Here is a 15884-nt window from a genome sequence, read left to right as displayed (position 1 = left end):
CCACCGGAACAGGGCGATCCGCCGCGAATCAGCCTGTCCCCGCCGAATCCCCTGTTCTCGTGACCGCCACGCCCCCCCCCCCCCCCCCCCCCCCCCGCGGGGCCCGCCGCCCCCCCCGGCCCCCCCCCCCCCCCCTTCTCGATGTGCCCCCGACTGGAATCGAACCAGCGACCTTTGGTACCGGAAACCAACGCTCTATCCCCTGAGCTACGGAGGCGGACCGGTCAAGATTAGCACCGTGGAGCGGTCGAGCCTGACCCGCGGAGCGGCCGTCCGCTTGTCGCGACGCCCGCCCCGCGGCATCCGGATCACTCGTCGCCGATGACTCCGATGCCCGTCGCCTGGTGGTCGGCATTCGGGTCGTCCTTGGAGGGAGCCTTGGCTTCCTCGTCGACGTCGTTCTCCTGGCTCGGCTTGACCGTGGGGTCGTCGCCGAGGTCGGCGGCATCGTCGGCCGGTGCGGAGTTCTGCGGGTCGCTCATGGGATTCCCTTCGTCGCGTACCTCTCCAGCCTGTCAAGAGTGCCGACGGGGAACACCGGCTTGACCGAAGCGTCCGCCGGGCCTAGCGACCGAACAGACCGCGCACGCGACGCCCGACGGACTGCGTCAGCAGCACCTGTCGACCGTTCACGTCGACCGCGAGCACCGAACCGCCGAGTCCTCCGCTTCGCACCGGCTCGGCCTCGCCGCGGACGTACGCCTCGGCGACGTCGACGTGGACGGCGAGCAGTTGAGCGCTCTGGTCTTTGGAGGTGTTGGCGTCCACGATCTGCAGGCGGTGGCCCGTGTCGGTCTCCACCGAGAACCACCGCGAGCCGGGCGTCGACACGACGGCCCAGCGCTTTCCGCGCGAGAACCGCGCCCAGGCGGCACCGTCACGCAGCTCGGTCGTGACATCGAGGTCGGCCTGGGCGATGACGAGCACCTCGAGCATGGCCAGTGCTTCGGCCGCAGTCACGTAGTCACCGCGGTCGGCGCTGAGACCGCCCCATTCGAACCTGCGCTCGCCCATCAGACACTCGCCAGCAGGTCGCGCAGCCAGCCTTCTCCGACGACGGGGACGCCGTAGTCCCGCGCCTTGCGCGCCTTGCCCGACAGCGAGTCGGGGTCCGCGGCTACGAGAATGGCTGTTCTCTTGGTCACGGCGGGTTTGGGCACGAAGCCGGCTGAACGAAGATCCCGCTCCCACTCGGACCTCGAACGCGACATCTCGCCGGTGAGCACGATCTCGTCGCCGGGCGCGAAAAGGAACCTCTGGAGGACGACCGTCGGAGGTGACGTCAAACGCGTGGGCGGCGCGAGAAGAAGACGGGACACCATCTCGTCATCGATGTCGAGCAGAGCGCCGACGAGCTCGACGTCCGCCCGTTCGACATCCGTGACGACACCGTCTGCCCAGACGACGTTGACCAACGCGGTGAAATAGTCGCGGTGCAACCGATGCGCGGTGTCCCGCCCGATCCCGGACCGATCAGCGAGAGCGACGAGGGCATCCTTCTCGTGCTCGGAGAGGTAGCGATCGAGAAGGGCGCGCTCGACGAGCGCGAGATACTCCGCTTGCTCATGGGTCTCTGAGACATCGGGAACCCGCACCACGATGCGGTCGATGAAACCGGGGGTGACGGGGGGCACCTCGTCCCGGGCGAGCCACGCATCGCGCCCACCGTCGAAGGGCGTCAGGTGAGGGGCTGACAGGAGAAGCGGATCCCACTGCTCGCTCCCCCCGCTTGCGATGAACGCCTCGAGAAGGCGGGCCGTGGCCAGCGCATCAGCTGAAGCCCGATGCGCACCCACGAGCGGTATACCGAAGGCATCGCAGCAATCCGCGAGGGCAAGGCCGCTGCCGAGATGTGTGCGGGCGAGGCGCATCGTGCATGCCGTGACGAAGTCGTCGGCTCGCCTGTAGTCGATCCGATCGAGCTCGGCGTTGAGGAATCGAAGGTCGAAAGACGCGTTGTGGGCGACGACCACTCGACCCGACAGCAGCTCCAGCAGCTCGGCGGCGACCCTCTCGAAAATCGGAGCCGCGATGATCTCGCGAGCGGAGATGTTGTGAATGCGTTGTGCACCCAGATCTCTACGCGGGTTTATCAGTGTCTCCCACTGCCCCGTGATCGTTCCGTCCGGGTCCGAGTGCACGACGGACACCTCTATCGCACGATCGTCACGTTCGGGGACGAGGCCCGTCGTCTCGAAGTCGATGGTCGCAAAGCCGCCCGCGGCGCCGGTCTTCATGCCCAGAGCGTAACCCCGCACAGGAGTCGAGTGGCCCCCGGGCGGAGACATCGACCGCGTCGAAACTGCGCCCGTCAGGTGCGGGGCCGGAGCCGGTCGTCGGGATGCAGACTGCGCAGCGGCACCGAGCCGTCGACGATCGCTTGAATCGCACCGGTGCTCACCTCGAGCTCGGCGGAGATGCGGTCGAGGTCGGCACCCGACGACACCGCGGAGCGAAGCGCGGTCACGGCCGCGTCCGAGGTCTCGTCGACGTCGTCTGCCGTGCTCTCCACGAAAGCCGCCAGGCGGGCCTGAGCGAGGCGAATGCACGTGCTCTGGCGTTCACTCCGGTCGGAGGGGTCGGGATGATGGTCGAGGGTCTGGGCACGATCAGGGCTCATGAATTTTCACTCCGGGGGAAGTGTTCGCCCGCGCGGCTTCGCGAGCTCCTCCCCATCGTCGCGAAACGATGTCCGTCCGCGCATCCCCCGAGCGATGTATTCCGCCCCGGCCGAACGGCGGATGCCATGGCTGCGGCGTGGCAGCCATGGCATCCGTCTCAGTCGCCCTTCACATTGACGATCTGGCGCAGCGTGTGCCGCACCGTGACGAGGTCGGCGGCATCGGCCATGACCCGGTCGATCGGCTTGTAGGCCTGCGGGATCTCATCGATGAACGCGTCGGTGTCTCGGTACTCGATCCCCACCATCGCTTCGCGCAGCTGTTCCCGCGTGAAGGTCTTGCGGGCGGCCGATCGCGAGTATTCACGACCGGCGCCGTGCGGCGACGAGTTGAGCGCGACGGGGTTGCCCCGACCCTCGACGACGTACGAGGCCGTGCCCATCGACCCCGGGATCAGGCCCGGACGACCGGCGTCGGCCATGATCGCGCCCTTGCGCGACACCCACACCTGCTTGCCGAAGTGCCTTTCGGACTGGGTGAAGTTGTGATGGCAGTTGATCCGCTCGCGCTCTTCGACGGGGGCGTCGAGGAATCGCCCGAGCTGGTTCGCGACGCGGTCCATCATCTCTTCGCGGTTGAGCAGGGCGAAATGCTGCGCCCACCGGAGCTCGCTGACGTACCGGGTGAACTCCGGCGTGCCCTCGACGAGGTAGGCCAGGTCGGGGTGCGGAAGCTCGATCCACCACTGCTTCGCGAGCCGCTGCGCCACCTTGATGTGGTGCTGCGCGATGCGGTTGCCGACGCCGCGCGAGCCGGAGTGCAGGAACATCCACACGTCGTCGTTCTCGTCGAGCGAGATCTCGATGAAGTGGTTGCCGCTGCCCAGCGACCCGAGCTGGTGCCGCCAGTGACCGGCGTACGACGCGGGGTCGAACCCGGCCTCCTCGGCGAGCTCTTCGAGCTCGGCCACCCGCGGCTCGGCGGTCGCGACGATCTTGCGGTTGTCACGACCGGCCGAGAGCGGGATGGCACGCTCGATCTGCTGCCGCAGCTCCGCGAGGTCCAAGCCATCGAGGGCGGAGGCGTGGAACTGCGTCTTGACGGCGATCATGCCGCAGCCGATGTCGACGCCGACGGCCGCGGGCATGATGGCGCCGAGCGTCGGGATGACCGACCCGACCGTCGCGCCCAGACCCAGGTGGGCGTCCGGCATGAGGGCCAGATGGGGGTGGATGAACGGCATCCGGGACGAGGTACGGGCCTGCTCGATGGTCTTGTCATCGATCAGGCTCGCCCACGACACCAGCCGTTCGGTGAGCTTGTGCATGGATCCTTCCTTCGTGTGGTGCGCCGAAGCGCGGGGAGTCGAGCCTGCGGACGAGGCACTCCCCCACACGGTGGAAAGAGAAACGCCCCGACCTGACGGGGCGGGGCGAAACGAGACAGATGTCTAGACGACCGGCGCCGGAGGGTACGACGAGAGCAGGAACGGCAGGTAATTGCCCTGCTGCTCCGGACGGAGATCGCGCATCGCGGTCATGGTCTCGTCTTTCCTCGGCTCACCGTGCCGAGTGGCACGGATTTGAGACCATAGCGGATGCCGAGAGCCGATGACAAGGCTCCCGGCGGTCGTGGGCGGAGGGGGCGAACCTCACCCCGTCGACTCAAGCCTCGGTCGGCCGATCGAAGTCGTAATCGAGAAGCTCGTCATCGGAGTCGGAAACAGGCTCGACAGCTCGAAGGTGCGGACGCGGGAAGAGCCGGTGCTTCTCGAGCTCGGCGGCCGCGTGCGAGAAGTCCGGCTCTTCTTCATGCCAGTCCAGCGGGGCGGAGAGCACATCGTTTCCGACCCCGATCACGAGCTCCGCCTGAGCGACCTTCTTGTCCTCCGTGACGATGGGGATGCTCACGGCCTCGGACTGCCCCTCCTTCGCCACCGCCGCGGTCAACTCGATCAACGACGCGGCGACGTCGTCAGTGGTGATCACGGTCTCGCCGGCATAGGTCACGCATCGCATACGCCTACTGTGCGGGTCGTGAGGACCGACGCAGGGTGGCTTGCTCGTCGAGCGAGCGTGAGATAGACCCTCAGCCGCGACGCTGGGGCGAGCGGAACATGGTCTCGTCCAACTCGAACCACACCGCGCGGACGGTGTCGAAATCTCCGAAGGGTTCGGGTTGGGGATCGCTGAGGGACAGGCGATAGCCGCGAGGAAGGTCGTCTACGTGCTGTCCGTCGCGCGGGCCGCCGACGAGCACGTAGATCACGGGGAATCGACCGCCGGGTGCTCTACCGCGACGCCGTCCACCGCGTCACTCATGCGTCGGAGGAACGCGACCACCGCGGCAGACTCGTCGGGCGTCATGTCGATGACGGCTGCGAGCATGCGATCGTGCATGTTGCCGAGCGTCTGCCGCACCTCGGCGTGCGCGCGGGGGGTGGCCTGGATGAAGATGCTGCGCCGGTCGTCGGGATTCGCCGCCCGGGTAACGTGCCCCGAGCGTTCGAGCCGGTCGAGGATCGCCGTGGTGGAGGCGGTCGAAAGACCGAGATAGCGGGTGAGCTCCCCGGGTCGCACCTGACGGTTGACGTCGCGCAGCAGATATCGCAGGACGAGGAGTTCGTTCTCCCCCATCGACATCGAGTCGCGCGTACGACGGCGCATCGCGACCTCGGCCGCGCGATAGATGCGGAGGGCTTCGAGAACGGCCTTACTACGGTGGCGCCGATCGGACGGCTCGTCGCCGTACCAGTACGTGACCTCTTCGGCTGCGTCCGCGGGCGCGGGACGAAGGGACGTGGTTTCGATGTCCGTCATGAAACACTCCTCCCCGCTCTTCCCGCGACTATACCTCGGAAATAATAGTTAGACAAACTAGTTACTAGCCGAGTATGTTCTAAGTGCAGTTAATCGCTTTCGAAGGGAGTACCCCATGGGCCACCTGTTCTACGGCACCTCGACCGACTCGATCCAGATCCCGGATCGCCTGCTCTCCCACATCAAGGTCGTCACGACCACCAAGCTTCGACGCAGCGAAAGCTTCACGCTCAGCTGGACGCACGTAGACGGCGCCCCCGGCCGCTCCACCCTGTGGCTGCAGCCCGCCATCCCCCTGCGCTTCGTCTTCGACTCCGCTGAGCCCGAGAGCCTCAATTCCACCGCGCTGAAGAACATGGCCGACATGGCCAACTCCTCGGCCGGTCTCGTCGTCGACCTCGAGGTCGAGATTCCCGCGAGCGACAGTGCACAGCGTCCGCAGACGGTCCGCGCCAGCGCCCCTGCCCGCCGTACCCTTTCCGCGGCGGCCTGACATGACGACCCCGACGTCCACGTCCCCTGCTCCCCTGACGGCGGCCCGCGTCCTGTGGGCGAAGGTCGACACCGGTTTCTGGGTCGCTCACCGCGGCGGCGAGTATTTCGGCTGCGTCGACCAGGTCGCCGGTGGGTTCGTCTCCCGCGATGCGCACGGCGTACCGGTCGGCCGTTACGACACCCTCGACACGGCCAAGGCGTCGCTGCGTTCCACCACTCACCCGGCGAACGTCTCGCGCCGTCGCCGGTTCGAGCGCGCGACCGTGCTCACCGCTACCGGCGTGGGCGGTACGACCCTCGCCCTCGCGTTGACGGCCGGCGCCTTGGCGCCGTACCTGTGATCGTCGTGGGCGACATCGAGCTTCGCGACGAAGCAGACGATTTCGAGGATGCCGCGAGCGCGGACTTCACCGAGCGCTTCGGCGTTCGTCCCCTGTGAGAGCGTCCACCCCCTGGACACGGACGGTGGTCCGTGACACCGTCGCTCCACACCGACGACGAAGAGGATGACCATGACGCATCACGACGGACGCGCGAACGACGCTCCCGACCACGACTCCTCCGGGGCGGGAAGCGAGTCTCCCGAAGAGGGCGCCGCAGCCCAGCAGGATGCCGACGAGGCGGCCACCACCGAGGGGTCGCCCACCGGCCGCATCGACTGATCGTCAGAACGCGTACCGCACCCGGCAATACGGGAGCTTGAGCGCGATGAGGTCGCCCAGAGCGGCCACCGCTTGCGCCTTGAGCGGATGGCGGTAGCGCACGTTCACCGCCCCGTTCTGCGACGTCTTCTCTTCTTGGACGGCGGGAGTCCACAAGAGTTCTTCCCCCTTCGGATGCCACCCGAGGTTGACCTCGTGGAGCCCTTCGTTGTGAGTGAGGAAGATCACCTCGCATGCGAGTTGTGCCTTCGCCCGGGCATGGAGGGCGGCGTCGAGCTGGTCGAACAGCTCCGCCCAGTCGGCCAGCCACGTCGGGGTGAGGATGACGGGTGAGAAGTTGACGTGCACCTCGTACCCGGCGTCGACGAAATCGTTGATGGCCGCGATCCGTGCGGCCATGGGCGAGGTGCGCAGGTCGGTGACCTTCGCGGTGGCCGCGGGCATGAGCGAGAAGCGGATGCGCGTCCGCCCCGCCGGGTCCCAATCCAGCATGTCGCGGTTGACGAACTTCGTCGCGAAAGACGCCTTCGCGGTGGGCGTCATGCGGAAGAGCTCACAGACGTCGCGTACGTTGTCGCTGATCATCGCGTCGACGGAGCAGTCGCCGTTCTCGCCGATGTCGTAGACCCAGGAATCGGGATCGCATTGATTCGGCTCGGCCTTCGGCCCGCGCGCCGCCACATGCCGCGCGAGATGCCGGCTGATCTGGTCGACGTTCGCGAAGACCGTGATGGGGTTGCTGTACCCCTTGCGCCTCGGCACGTAGCAGTAACTGCACGCCATCGCGCAGCCGTTCGAGAGCGACGGGGCGATGAAGTCGGCGGATCGCCCGTTCACCCGCGTCGTCACGCTCTTCTTCACCCCCAGCACCAGAGCCTCGGTCTTGATGCGCACCCAGCGCGCGACGTTGGTCTCGTCGCCGTGCACCTCGGGGATCTGCCAGTGCGAGGCGATGGGCACGATGTCGGCCTCGGGCCAGCGCGCGACGATTTCCCGGCCGCGCTCGAGCTCGAGAGCGGCGTCCTCCGCGTAGATGCGGGTGACGCGCAGCAGATCCTTGCGCTCGACAGCCATGGTCCTTGTCTACTCGGGGGTTCCGACATCGGTGGCGCCGGGCATCGGCTGGCAGCGCGGGCACCACCACGTCCGCCGTTGCTCGGGGTCGTTCTGCACCTCGTCGCGCACCCGCACGCGGGTTCCGCAACGCAGGCAGGGCCGCCCCGCGCGCCCCGCCACCCAATGCGACGCCCCCTTCCGGCGGTCACCGGTCGTGACCTGATACATGCCGGGCACGGTCGCCGAGATCCGCAGGCACCGTGCGGCGAGCGCCGTGAGCGCGTCGAGGTCGGTCATCCCGATGGGGGCGAAGGGGTGGATGCCGCGGAGGAAGGCGAGCTCGTTGACCCAGAGGTTGCCGAGACCCGCGACGGCGGTCTGATCCAGAAGCGCCGCGACGAAGGGCCGGTCGGGGCGTGACGAGAGTCGGCGCACCGCCTCGGCGGCATCCCAGTCGTCCCGCAGCGGGTCGGGACCGAGGTATCCGATCACATCGCTCTCGCTCGCGGTGGGGACGAGCTCCACGACGGGGAGATCGAGACCCCATACCTCTCGCCCGTCGTCGAGTCGCAGGCGCACCCGCGCCGTCTCGCGCACCGCGGACGGCAGGGAACGCCCTGCCCGCGTGATGGTCCAGCTCCCCTGCATGCGCAGGTGGGTGTGCAGGGTGGACCCGTTGTCGAAACGGGTGAGCAGGTGCTTGCCGAAGGTGTCGTATCCCTCGATGCGAAGACCCCCGAGCGAGCGCCCGGCGGCGTTGCCCGACCGCAGCTCCCCGTCGTGCACGCGCGCACCGAGGGTCGCGGCCTCGAGTCGTTGCCGGAGCCGATAGACGCTGTCGCCCTCGGGCACGGCTACCGTGCGGCTGCGTGCAGCTGATCGTCGCGGGGAGCGAGGTCGGGGCGCAGGCGCGTGCCGAACTCGTGCCGGAGTGCGCTGAGCGCGGCCTGCCATCCCGCCAGGCCGTGCACGCCCGGGCCGGGGCTCGTCGACGACGAGCACAGGTATACGCCCTTCATCGGCGTGCGCCAGGGGTCGGGGCTGTAGACCGGGCGTCCCAGGAGCTGCGTGAGCGTGGGGGCGCCGGCCGAGATGTCGCCGCCGGGGAAGTTCGGGTTCCACGCCGCGATATCGACGGCCGTCCGAGACGACGAGGCCAGCACGGTATCGCGAAATCCCGGGGCGAAGCGCTCGATCTGACGCACGACCGCCTCTTCACGGTCGGCGGGGCTCCCCGACGGCACGTGGGTGTACGCCCACAGGACGTGTTTGCCCTCGGGCGCGCGGGTGGAGTCGAACAGCGTCGGTTGGGCGGCCAGGACGTAGGGGGCGTCGGGGAGGTCTCCCCGGGCCACCGCGTTCTCGGCCTCGGCGATCTCGGCGCGCGTGCCGCCGATGTGCACCGTGCCGGCGCGGGCGACATCGGCGTGGGCCCACGGCACGGGATCCGACAGGGCGAAGTCGACCTTGGCGACGCCGCCGCCGTAGCGGAACCTCTCGAGCACATGACGGTAGGCCGCCGGCATCCGGTCACCGCAGAGCCGGATCAGCGAGCGCGGGGTCGTGTCCAGGAGCACGGCGCGGGCCGGAGGCAGCTCGTCGAGGGAGGTCACCTCGACACCGGCGCGCAGCACTCCCCCGTGAGCGCGGATGTCGGCGATCATCGCGTCGGCGATCGCCTGACTGCCGCCGACGGGAATCGGCCACCCGCGGCCGTGACCGTAGGTGGCGAGCACGAGGCCCGCTCCCCCGGCGGCGAGGCTCGGCTGGTGCAGGATCGTGTGAGCCGAGACGCCGGTGATGAGGCTCGGTACCACCTCTTCCCGGAAACGCGCGTTCCACCACGGCCCGCCCTGCTCGAGAGCCCGGATGCCGAAGAAGAATGCCGCGAGGGGATCACCCGGGACGCGGAGAAGGGCATTCCCGGTGAAGTCGGCGACCCCGCGCAGGTGATCGACGAGGGGGCGCATGAGGCGCTCGTAGGCCGGACCGTCGACACCGAGTCCCTCGGCTGCTCGCGACAGGTCGCGGTACGCCAGCCCCGCGCGGCCGCCGTCGAGCGGATGGGCGTACGAGACCTCGGGGACGACGAGAGGAACACGTCGGTCGAGACCGAACTCGCGGAAGAACCACGACTCGAGCGCGAGTGGATGCACGGCTGAGCCCACGTCGTGCCGGAAACCGGGGAGGGTGAGTTCCGCGGTCGAGGCGGCACCGCCGAAGGTGTCGCTCCTCTCGTACACGGCGACCGAAAGCCCCGACCGAGCCAGCGTGACGGCGGCGGCGAGCCCGTTCGGGCCGGAGCCGACGATGATCGCGTCGTAGCTCTCGCTCATCGGTCGATCGGCTCCTTCTCGGCGGTGGACTCGTGGCCGAGCGCCGCCGCACCGCCCGTCGATCCGGGGGCGCCGCCCTCGGCCAGATAGGCCAGGCGGTGCAGGGTCTCGGCGTTGCGGTAGCGCGTGATCGCATCGAACACCGTGTCGGGCAGAAGCGTCGTCGGGCCCGTGACGGGCTCCTCTTGGATACGTACGACGCAGCGATCACCGCGGGCCTTCACATCGATCGCCACGCGCGCGACGCCGATGAGTCCGCCATGGGGCTCGAGCACCGCGCGACGCGGCGGATCCCACTCGCGCATGACCGTGTTGTCGTTGACCACGAGCGGCCACGAGCCGAAAGAGTGGTGCAGCGTCGCACCCTCGGCGGGCCACGACTCGGAGACATCGCGTATGCGCGAGGTGCCCACCACCCAGAGGGGATACAGCCATCCGTTCGCGAGGACCCGGAAAACGTCGTCGGGCGTGCAGTGCATCAGACGCACGTTTCGTGCCATGGGGCGTTCCTCCTCGGCATCCGGATCGACGGCGAAGACCCGATGGCCTTGCCGACACCGCCCACGCTACGGCCCCTCTCGGACAACCGTCTCGGAGGTTGCGCCCGGGCGCATCGCCCGATAGCGGTCAGGCGGCGGACGGGAGCACGAACCACGCGCGCGTGCCGCCCGCGGGAGAAACGTCGAGACCGATCGTGCCGCGGTGCGCCTCGACGATGCGCCGGCAGGTCGCAAGACCGATGCCGATCCCCTGCACCTCGGCACCATGGCCGCGCTGCATCGGCTCGAAGACGCGCTCGCGCAACTCGGGGTCGAGCGCATCGCCGTTGTCGTCGACGGTGATGCGCCACCCGTCGGAGAGGACCTCGACGCTCACCGCGATGCGCGGTGCCCTCTCGGCCGCGACCGTGAACTTCACCGCGTTGGCGATGAGGTTCTGCAGAAGGACCCGCAGCAGCGTGTCATCGGCGCGCACGAACGACGTGCTCTCGACCATCACCTCGGCACCCGTGTTCGCGAGTGCGCCGTCGAGGTCCTCGAGGACGGCATCGACCGTGTCGGACACATCGACCTGGGTCATGTACGGGCGGGCGCCGCCCATTCGAGCGAAGTCGAGCAGATCGGTGACCATCGACGTCATGCGCCCGGCCGCGGCCTCCGCGCGGGCCAGCGACTGAGCGGCGCGCGGGGCGTCGACCATCTCGGGGCTGTCGGCCGCCAATTCGAGAAAGCCCGTCAACGCGGTCAGGGGGTTGCGCAGATCATGACTGACCTGCATGGCGAAGCTCTCGAGCTGGGCGTTGGACTCGATCAGATCGCGCTGGACCCGGCGCAGTTCGAGAACGTCGATCACCTGGTGCGCGAGCAGATCGAGGGCGCGGCTGCTGGCATCCGAGAGTTCTCCCACCTCGGTGTCGAAGACGCAGAGCGTGCCGATGGCGACACCGGCCGGGGTGATGAGGGGGCTCGACGCGTAGAAGCGCGTGTGGGCGATCTCGCCGGTGACGAAGGCGTTCTGCGCGAAACGCGGATCGAGACGGGCGTCGGGGACGACGACGCGACCGGGAGTGCTGATGACGGCGGCGCACATCGAGTCCTCGCGGGCGCACGACGCGACCTGGATGCCGACCGCCGCGACCTGGTGCTGCATGCGGTCGTCGATGATGTTGATCACCGCGGTGGGCACGTTGCACACGGTCGCGGCGAGCTCGACGAGCCCCTGGAGGTCGGGCTCGGTGGGCTCGCCGACCAAGCGGTACTGCGCGATGGCATCGCGCCTCGTCACGTCATGTGCCGTGGACATGTGGTCCCCTCGTCCCTGAGAGCCCCGCCCGAAAGCCCCGCCCGAAAGCCTATCCGCACCGGGATACACCGCGGCCGCCCGATGGGAAAGGGGCTCGCGAACTCTTCCCACACCGCGGAGAGTCGAGCAATGAGTACTCCGACCTTCCCCCAGACCCCGTCCGACCCCTCGCAGCCCACCCCCTCGGAGCCCACCGCCCCGAACCCCTCCGAGCCGACGGTTCCGACGCCCGCGGAGCCGACCATCCCCCTCCCGCCCGAGACGGAGCCCGCACCCGCCGGCGCGTCGGACTCCTCCGCCGGAGCGTTCGCACGGACGGACGAAGACGCGACGGGGTCGGCGGAGATGGATGCCGACAACGCCGCGGAACAGGACGTCATCGACGCCGTCGACCCCGGCGGACAGCCCGACTGACCCCCGGGCATGACAAGAGGGGCGGCGCCGAAATCGGCGCCGCCCCTCTTGTCAGGTCAGTGTCGGATCACGGGTTGCCGCGCGTCCACAGCAGCAGGATCGCGACCGCCTGGAGCACGAGGCATCCGACCAGGATCGCCGTGCGACGACGCGGGGTCGACGACCACCGCTCGTCGCCGAGCAGGGGCGCCATCGGCATGAGCAGGCGGAACGTGCTCTGCTGCGGCAGGAACACCGCGAAGATGTACACGCCGTAGCTGAAGCCGTAGGCGACGACCATGAGGCCGAGCTTGCGGACGGGGCGCGACCACATCAGCGCCGCGAAAGCGACGATCAGCGCGATGACCAGGACGATGCCGACGATGCCCAGGTGCGTACCCGCCTGGCGGAACCACGGGGTGAACGGCGTGAACTCATCGTTGCCCACGTAGTCCAGCCACCAGCCGAGCTCGGTGCGGATGTAGGCATTGTGCGTGCCCGTGACGTACTGCGCGATGTGGTTCCACGACAGACCCGCCGCGGCGATGACGAGACCGGATGCCATGAGCGAGAGCCACTCCCGCATCGGGAACGGATCGACCTTGCGGCGGAAGAAACGCACGAGGAACACGATGCCGAGAGCCAGGCCCAGAGCCAGCACGCCCGGACGGGTGTAGGCCGTGATGAGGCCGATCGGCAGGATCCACAGGTAGCGCCGTTTGATCGCGAGCAGCATGCCCGCGAACATCAGCAGCATGAACAGGCCCTCGCTGTAGCCGATCACGAAGAGGAACGACATCGGGGCGAAGGAGAAGAAGACGACGGCCCACCAGGCGGGCTGCGGCTTGGTGACCGTGCGCATCAGCACGAAGAGCAGCCAGGTGGCGCCGAGGCTCGCCCCCAGGCTCAGGAGAACAGCGATGGGCTGCCAGCCAAGACCCGTGGCACCCGAGAGCACGCGGACCATCGTCGGGAAGACCGGAAGGAACGCCCAGTTGTTGGGCAGGATGTCGCCCGAGACGTTCATCGGCAACGACATGGGATAGCCCTGGGCGGCGATCTGACCATAGCGGTCGGCATCCCACCCCGTGAGGTAGTCGAAGAAGGTGCCGAGTCGCTCGCTGTCGGGACCGAATCCCCAGCGCGCGGCCTTGGCGATCGAGTAGAAGCCCCACAGCATCGCGAAGTTGACCACGCGGGCGATGGCCCACAGGATCAGGACCTTGGTGAACGCGCCGCGCTCGATCGGAACGATGCCCTCGGGCTTGCGGAGGACGTCGTGACCGTACTGGCGCAGGGAGCGACCGAGGCGCGAATCGCGCAGACGGTCGAGACGACTCGGTCGTGCGATGACGCGCGACGGACGCGTCGGGGAGACAAGCTCGCTCGGCGGTGCGCTCACTCGGAACCTTTCACAGGGGGAAGATGTGGGCGAGTGACGACGGTGTCTGGCCCGGACAAGTGCAGTTGGAGAGGATGGTACCGGATGAAACCGTGCGTTCCATCCGGTTGACTTTCGAGAAATGACCTGGTCAGTGGCTGTCGCCCACGAGCTTCAGACCGACCACGCATCCCACCAGCCCCAGCACGAGCAGCACCTTGACCACCGAGACCGTCTCGGTCCCGCTGACCATCGCGACCACGATCGTCAGCGCCGCGCCGATCCCGACCCACACCGCGTAGGCGGTGCCGGTGGGGATCTCGCGCATCGCGAAGGCGAGGCCGCCCATGGATGCCACGAGCGCGACGCCGAAGATCACGCTCGGCCAGAGCTTGGTGAAGCCCTCGGTACGGCCGAGGGCGGTGGCCCAGACGGCCTCGAGTATTCCGGACAGGATGAGGACGATCCACGACATGGCTGTGCTCCTTGGCCAGTCTTGTCGCAGTCCGGGTACTGATCCCTCGTCCGGGGACGCGGGGGGCGTCCAGTCCCGAAGGTAGCGCGCCGACCTGGGCAGAACCCGGGCACCGCGGCATCCGCCCCCCTCGAGCCACGCATAAACGCTCTGCGCGCGCGGAAACACGCTCTGCTCGCGTTTCTGCGCGCACATCGCGTTTATGCGCGGGGATTGGGCGGGGCGTTGGGCGGGGCCGGGCGGCGGGGTGCCGGCATCCGGGGTCAGATCAGGAAGATGGATGCCGACCCGGGGTTGTGCGCGTGGACGAGGACGCCGAAGACCACGGCGTCGAAGAGCAGGTGCACCGTCACGACGTACCAGAGCGAGCGGGTCTTGAGGAAGAGGAACCCCTGCACGATCGCGAAGGGGATCGTCAGCAGCGGCCCCCACGCCTGGTAGCCCAGCTCCCACAGGAACGACACGAACACGATCGCCTGCAGCAGGTTTGCGGTGAGGTCGGGGAAGTGTCGACGCAGCAGCGCGAAGACGGTGCAGATGAAGAAGAGCTCGTCCCAGATACCGACCGCGCCGACGCCCACGAACAGGCGAGCGATGAGCTCGGGGGTGACGACCTCGGGCCAGTTGCGGTAGACGCCCGAGGTGATGAAGTAGAACGGCAGGATCAGGTAGCCGAGCACGATGACACCGCCGAGCCAGGCCCACTGCCACCAGGTCCATCGTCCGCCGCCGCGCCACGGGAAGCGGATCGCGTTGTCGCGGTAGACGAAGCGCGAGATGACGTAGGGCACGACGACGGCCCCGCCCAGGGCGAGGGTGAAACGCACGAACGCGGCGTTGTCGAGTTCGGCGTGCAGCGGGATGAGGCTCACGATGAACTGGCCGATCGCGACGAGCGAGACGTCGCGGGCGATGCTCGGCTCCTCGCCGCGAGCCAGCGCGACGCCGCCCCGGCGGTCCACCAGGATCCCGGATGCCACCGCGAGCGCGAGCAGGATCCAGCCCAGCCATACGACCTGGACGACGAACAGCGCCGGCGCAGCGAGGCACACCAACAGCGCCGGGACGAGCTTGGGCGTCCAGGTGGAACGCTCGCGGACCGGCACCGCGGTGTGCGCGGTCACGGCGAGACCCGCGTGTAGCTCAGGTCGCGGATGTCGCGGCCGACGCGCAGCCCCTTGCGCTCGAAGGCGGTGAGCACGCGGCCGTCGAAGCGCTCTGCCCACTCCCCCGCGAACGCGCGCTCGAAGCCGGGCGCTGCGTCGAGAACGTCGCGCATCTGATCGGCGTAGTCCTGCCAGTCCGTCGCGAGGCGCAGGGTGCCCCCGGGGCGCAGGGCCTGGGCGGCGATACGCGCGAAGTCGGGGGCGACGAGGCGACGCTTGGTGTGCTTGTTCTTGTGCCAGGGATCGGGGAAGAAGACCCAGAGCTCGTCGACGGATGCCGGCGGGAGCAGGTGCTCGAGAGCCTCGGGGGCGTTGGCCTCGACCAGGCGCAGGTTCTTCACGCCCTCGCGGTCGGCGTCGAGCATGGTGCGGGCGAGACCGGCGGTGAACACCTCGACGGCGAGGAAGTCGCTGTCGGAGTCGGCTGCTGCGGCGGAGACGATCTGGTGGCCCTGACCGGAGCCGATCTCGACCACGAGGCGGGCCGCGCGTCCGTAGACCTCGGCCGGGTCGATGGCCGTGCCCGCCTTCACGCTGGTCGTGGCTGCGGCGCGCTCGACAGGGAGCAGATAGAACGGTGAGAGCTCGGCCCACGCCCGGTCCTGCGCCTCGGACATGCGGCCGCTGCGGCGCACGAACGACACCGGCTTGTCGCGGAAGACTGGGGCGTCCATAGC

At 68.7% G+C, this 15884-nt stretch carries 21 protein-coding genes, 1 tRNA gene and 1 riboswitch; of the genes, 4 read left to right on the top strand and 18 right to left on the bottom strand.

Annotated features, from left to right (window positions below):
• Window positions 1–144: 144 nt before the first annotated feature.
• The 9 genes from AB6V29_RS10865 to AB6V29_RS10825 all read right to left on the bottom strand — a co-directional run bounded on the left by AB6V29_RS10865 (window position 145) and on the right by AB6V29_RS10825 (window position 5440).
• Window positions 145–217: transfer RNA gene (locus tag AB6V29_RS10865), tRNA-Arg, on the bottom strand.
• Window positions 218–308: 91 nt separating this feature from the next.
• Window positions 309–482: a hypothetical protein gene (locus AB6V29_RS10860; protein ID WP_156371637.1), complete on the bottom strand. Its 174-nt coding sequence runs from the start codon at window positions 480–482 to the stop codon at window positions 309–311.
• 82 nt (window positions 483–564) lie between these two features.
• Window positions 565–1014 carry a hypothetical protein gene (locus AB6V29_RS10855; protein WP_267786512.1) on the bottom strand — a complete coding sequence of 150 codons (450 nt, stop codon included), beginning with the start codon at window positions 1012–1014 and terminating at the stop codon, window positions 565–567.
• On the bottom strand, window positions 1014–2237 hold the full coding sequence (locus tag AB6V29_RS10850; protein WP_369358580.1) for an exonuclease domain-containing protein: 1224 nt from the start codon (window positions 2235–2237) through the stop codon (window positions 1014–1016). Before AB6V29_RS10850 ends, AB6V29_RS10855 begins: the two co-directional genes overlap by 1 nt.
• A gap of 74 nt (window positions 2238–2311) precedes the next feature.
• On the bottom strand, window positions 2312–2620 hold the full coding sequence (locus AB6V29_RS10845; protein WP_369358579.1) for a hypothetical protein: 309 nt from the start codon (window positions 2618–2620) through the stop codon (window positions 2312–2314).
• A gap of 158 nt (window positions 2621–2778) precedes the next feature.
• Complete coding sequence (locus AB6V29_RS10840; RefSeq protein ID WP_369358578.1) at window positions 2779–3948, bottom strand: RtcB family protein; 1170 nt, start codon at window positions 3946–3948, stop codon at window positions 2779–2781.
• A gap of 337 nt (window positions 3949–4285) precedes the next feature.
• Window positions 4286–4639 carry a hypothetical protein gene (locus AB6V29_RS10835; protein WP_369358576.1) on the bottom strand — a complete coding sequence of 118 codons (354 nt, stop codon included), beginning with the start codon at window positions 4637–4639 and terminating at the stop codon, window positions 4286–4288.
• A gap of 70 nt (window positions 4640–4709) precedes the next feature.
• A complete protein-coding gene (locus AB6V29_RS10830; RefSeq protein WP_307315780.1) occupies window positions 4710–4889 on the bottom strand; it encodes a hypothetical protein in 180 nt (59 codons plus the stop codon).
• The gene (locus AB6V29_RS10825) at window positions 4886–5440 is read right to left on the bottom strand and encodes a MarR family winged helix-turn-helix transcriptional regulator (protein ID WP_267786506.1); all 555 of its coding nucleotides are present in this window, start codon (window positions 5438–5440) and stop codon (window positions 4886–4888) included. The genes AB6V29_RS10830 and AB6V29_RS10825 overlap by 4 nt, the downstream gene beginning before the upstream one ends.
• 115 nt (window positions 5441–5555) lie before the next feature.
• Here AB6V29_RS10825 and AB6V29_RS10820 point away from each other — a divergent pair, with 115 nt between their 5' ends.
• From AB6V29_RS10820 to AB6V29_RS10810, 3 genes are all read left to right on the top strand, one after another.
• Window positions 5556–5933 carry a hypothetical protein gene (locus AB6V29_RS10820; protein ID WP_369358573.1) on the top strand — a complete coding sequence of 126 codons (378 nt, stop codon included), beginning with the start codon at window positions 5556–5558 and terminating at the stop codon, window positions 5931–5933.
• 1 nt (window position 5934) lies between these two features.
• Entirely contained in the window at window positions 5935–6276 is a 342-nt protein-coding gene (locus tag AB6V29_RS10815; RefSeq protein ID WP_210071996.1) for a hypothetical protein, read from the top strand.
• A gap of 171 nt (window positions 6277–6447) precedes the next feature.
• On the top strand, window positions 6448–6597 hold the full coding sequence (locus AB6V29_RS10810; protein ID WP_210071997.1) for a hypothetical protein: 150 nt from the start codon (window positions 6448–6450) through the stop codon (window positions 6595–6597).
• 3 nt (window positions 6598–6600) lie between these two features.
• Here AB6V29_RS10810 and AB6V29_RS10805 read toward each other — a convergent pair whose 3' ends face one another.
• The 5 genes from AB6V29_RS10805 to AB6V29_RS10785 all read right to left on the bottom strand — a co-directional run bounded on the left by AB6V29_RS10805 (window position 6601) and on the right by AB6V29_RS10785 (window position 11792).
• The gene (locus AB6V29_RS10805) at window positions 6601–7671 is read right to left on the bottom strand and encodes a spore photoproduct lyase family protein (protein ID WP_369358571.1); all 1071 of its coding nucleotides are present in this window, start codon (window positions 7669–7671) and stop codon (window positions 6601–6603) included.
• Window positions 7672–7680: 9 nt separating this feature from the next.
• Window positions 7681–8505 carry a DNA-formamidopyrimidine glycosylase family protein gene (locus tag AB6V29_RS10800; protein WP_267786501.1) on the bottom strand — a complete coding sequence of 275 codons (825 nt, stop codon included), beginning with the start codon at window positions 8503–8505 and terminating at the stop codon, window positions 7681–7683.
• Window positions 8506–8507: 2 nt separating this feature from the next.
• The gene (locus AB6V29_RS10795) at window positions 8508–9989 is read right to left on the bottom strand and encodes an NAD(P)/FAD-dependent oxidoreductase (protein WP_267786500.1); all 1482 of its coding nucleotides are present in this window, start codon (window positions 9987–9989) and stop codon (window positions 8508–8510) included.
• A complete protein-coding gene (locus AB6V29_RS10790; protein ID WP_210072001.1) occupies window positions 9986–10489 on the bottom strand; it encodes an SRPBCC family protein in 504 nt (167 codons plus the stop codon). The genes AB6V29_RS10795 and AB6V29_RS10790 overlap by 4 nt, the downstream gene beginning before the upstream one ends.
• Window positions 10490–10616: 127 nt before the next feature.
• Window positions 10617–11792 (bottom strand): ATP-binding protein, encoded by a 1176-nt coding sequence (locus tag AB6V29_RS10785; RefSeq protein WP_267786499.1) that lies wholly within the window; start codon window positions 11790–11792, stop codon window positions 10617–10619.
• Between the two features lie 129 nt (window positions 11793–11921).
• Here AB6V29_RS10785 and AB6V29_RS10780 point away from each other — a divergent pair, with 129 nt between their 5' ends.
• Window positions 11922–12206 carry a hypothetical protein gene (locus AB6V29_RS10780; protein ID WP_267786498.1) on the top strand — a complete coding sequence of 95 codons (285 nt, stop codon included), beginning with the start codon at window positions 11922–11924 and terminating at the stop codon, window positions 12204–12206.
• Between the two features lie 67 nt (window positions 12207–12273).
• Here AB6V29_RS10780 and AB6V29_RS10775 read toward each other — a convergent pair whose 3' ends face one another.
• From AB6V29_RS10775 to trmB, 4 genes are all read right to left on the bottom strand, one after another.
• On the bottom strand, window positions 12274–13587 hold the full coding sequence (locus tag AB6V29_RS10775) for a hypothetical protein (protein ID WP_369358568.1): 1314 nt from the start codon (window positions 13585–13587) through the stop codon (window positions 12274–12276).
• Window positions 13588–13717: 130 nt separating this feature from the next.
• Window positions 13718–14041, bottom strand: coding sequence for a multidrug efflux SMR transporter (locus AB6V29_RS10770; RefSeq protein WP_103210182.1), 324 nt, complete (start codon window positions 14039–14041; stop codon window positions 13718–13720).
• A 10-nt stretch (window positions 14042–14051) separates the two neighbouring features.
• A riboswitch (guanidine-III (ykkC-III) riboswitch) is annotated at window positions 14052–14116 on the bottom strand.
• 188 nt (window positions 14117–14304) lie between these two features.
• Window positions 14305–15165, bottom strand: a complete 861-nt coding sequence (locus AB6V29_RS10765) for a CPBP family intramembrane glutamic endopeptidase (protein ID WP_307315744.1) — start codon at window positions 15163–15165, stop codon at window positions 14305–14307.
• Window positions 15162–15881 carry a tRNA (guanosine(46)-N7)-methyltransferase TrmB gene (gene trmB, locus AB6V29_RS10760; RefSeq protein ID WP_307315742.1) on the bottom strand — a complete coding sequence of 240 codons (720 nt, stop codon included), beginning with the start codon at window positions 15879–15881 and terminating at the stop codon, window positions 15162–15164. Before trmB ends, AB6V29_RS10765 begins: the two co-directional genes overlap by 4 nt.
• Window positions 15882–15884: the final 3 nt, after the last annotated feature.

Origin of the sequence: Microbacterium sp. 20-116 (genome assembly GCF_041079415.1) — a bacterium.
Lineage (GTDB): Bacteria > Actinomycetota > Actinomycetes > Actinomycetales > Microbacteriaceae > Microbacterium.
This window is presented reverse-complemented; position numbering and strand designations above follow the sequence as displayed.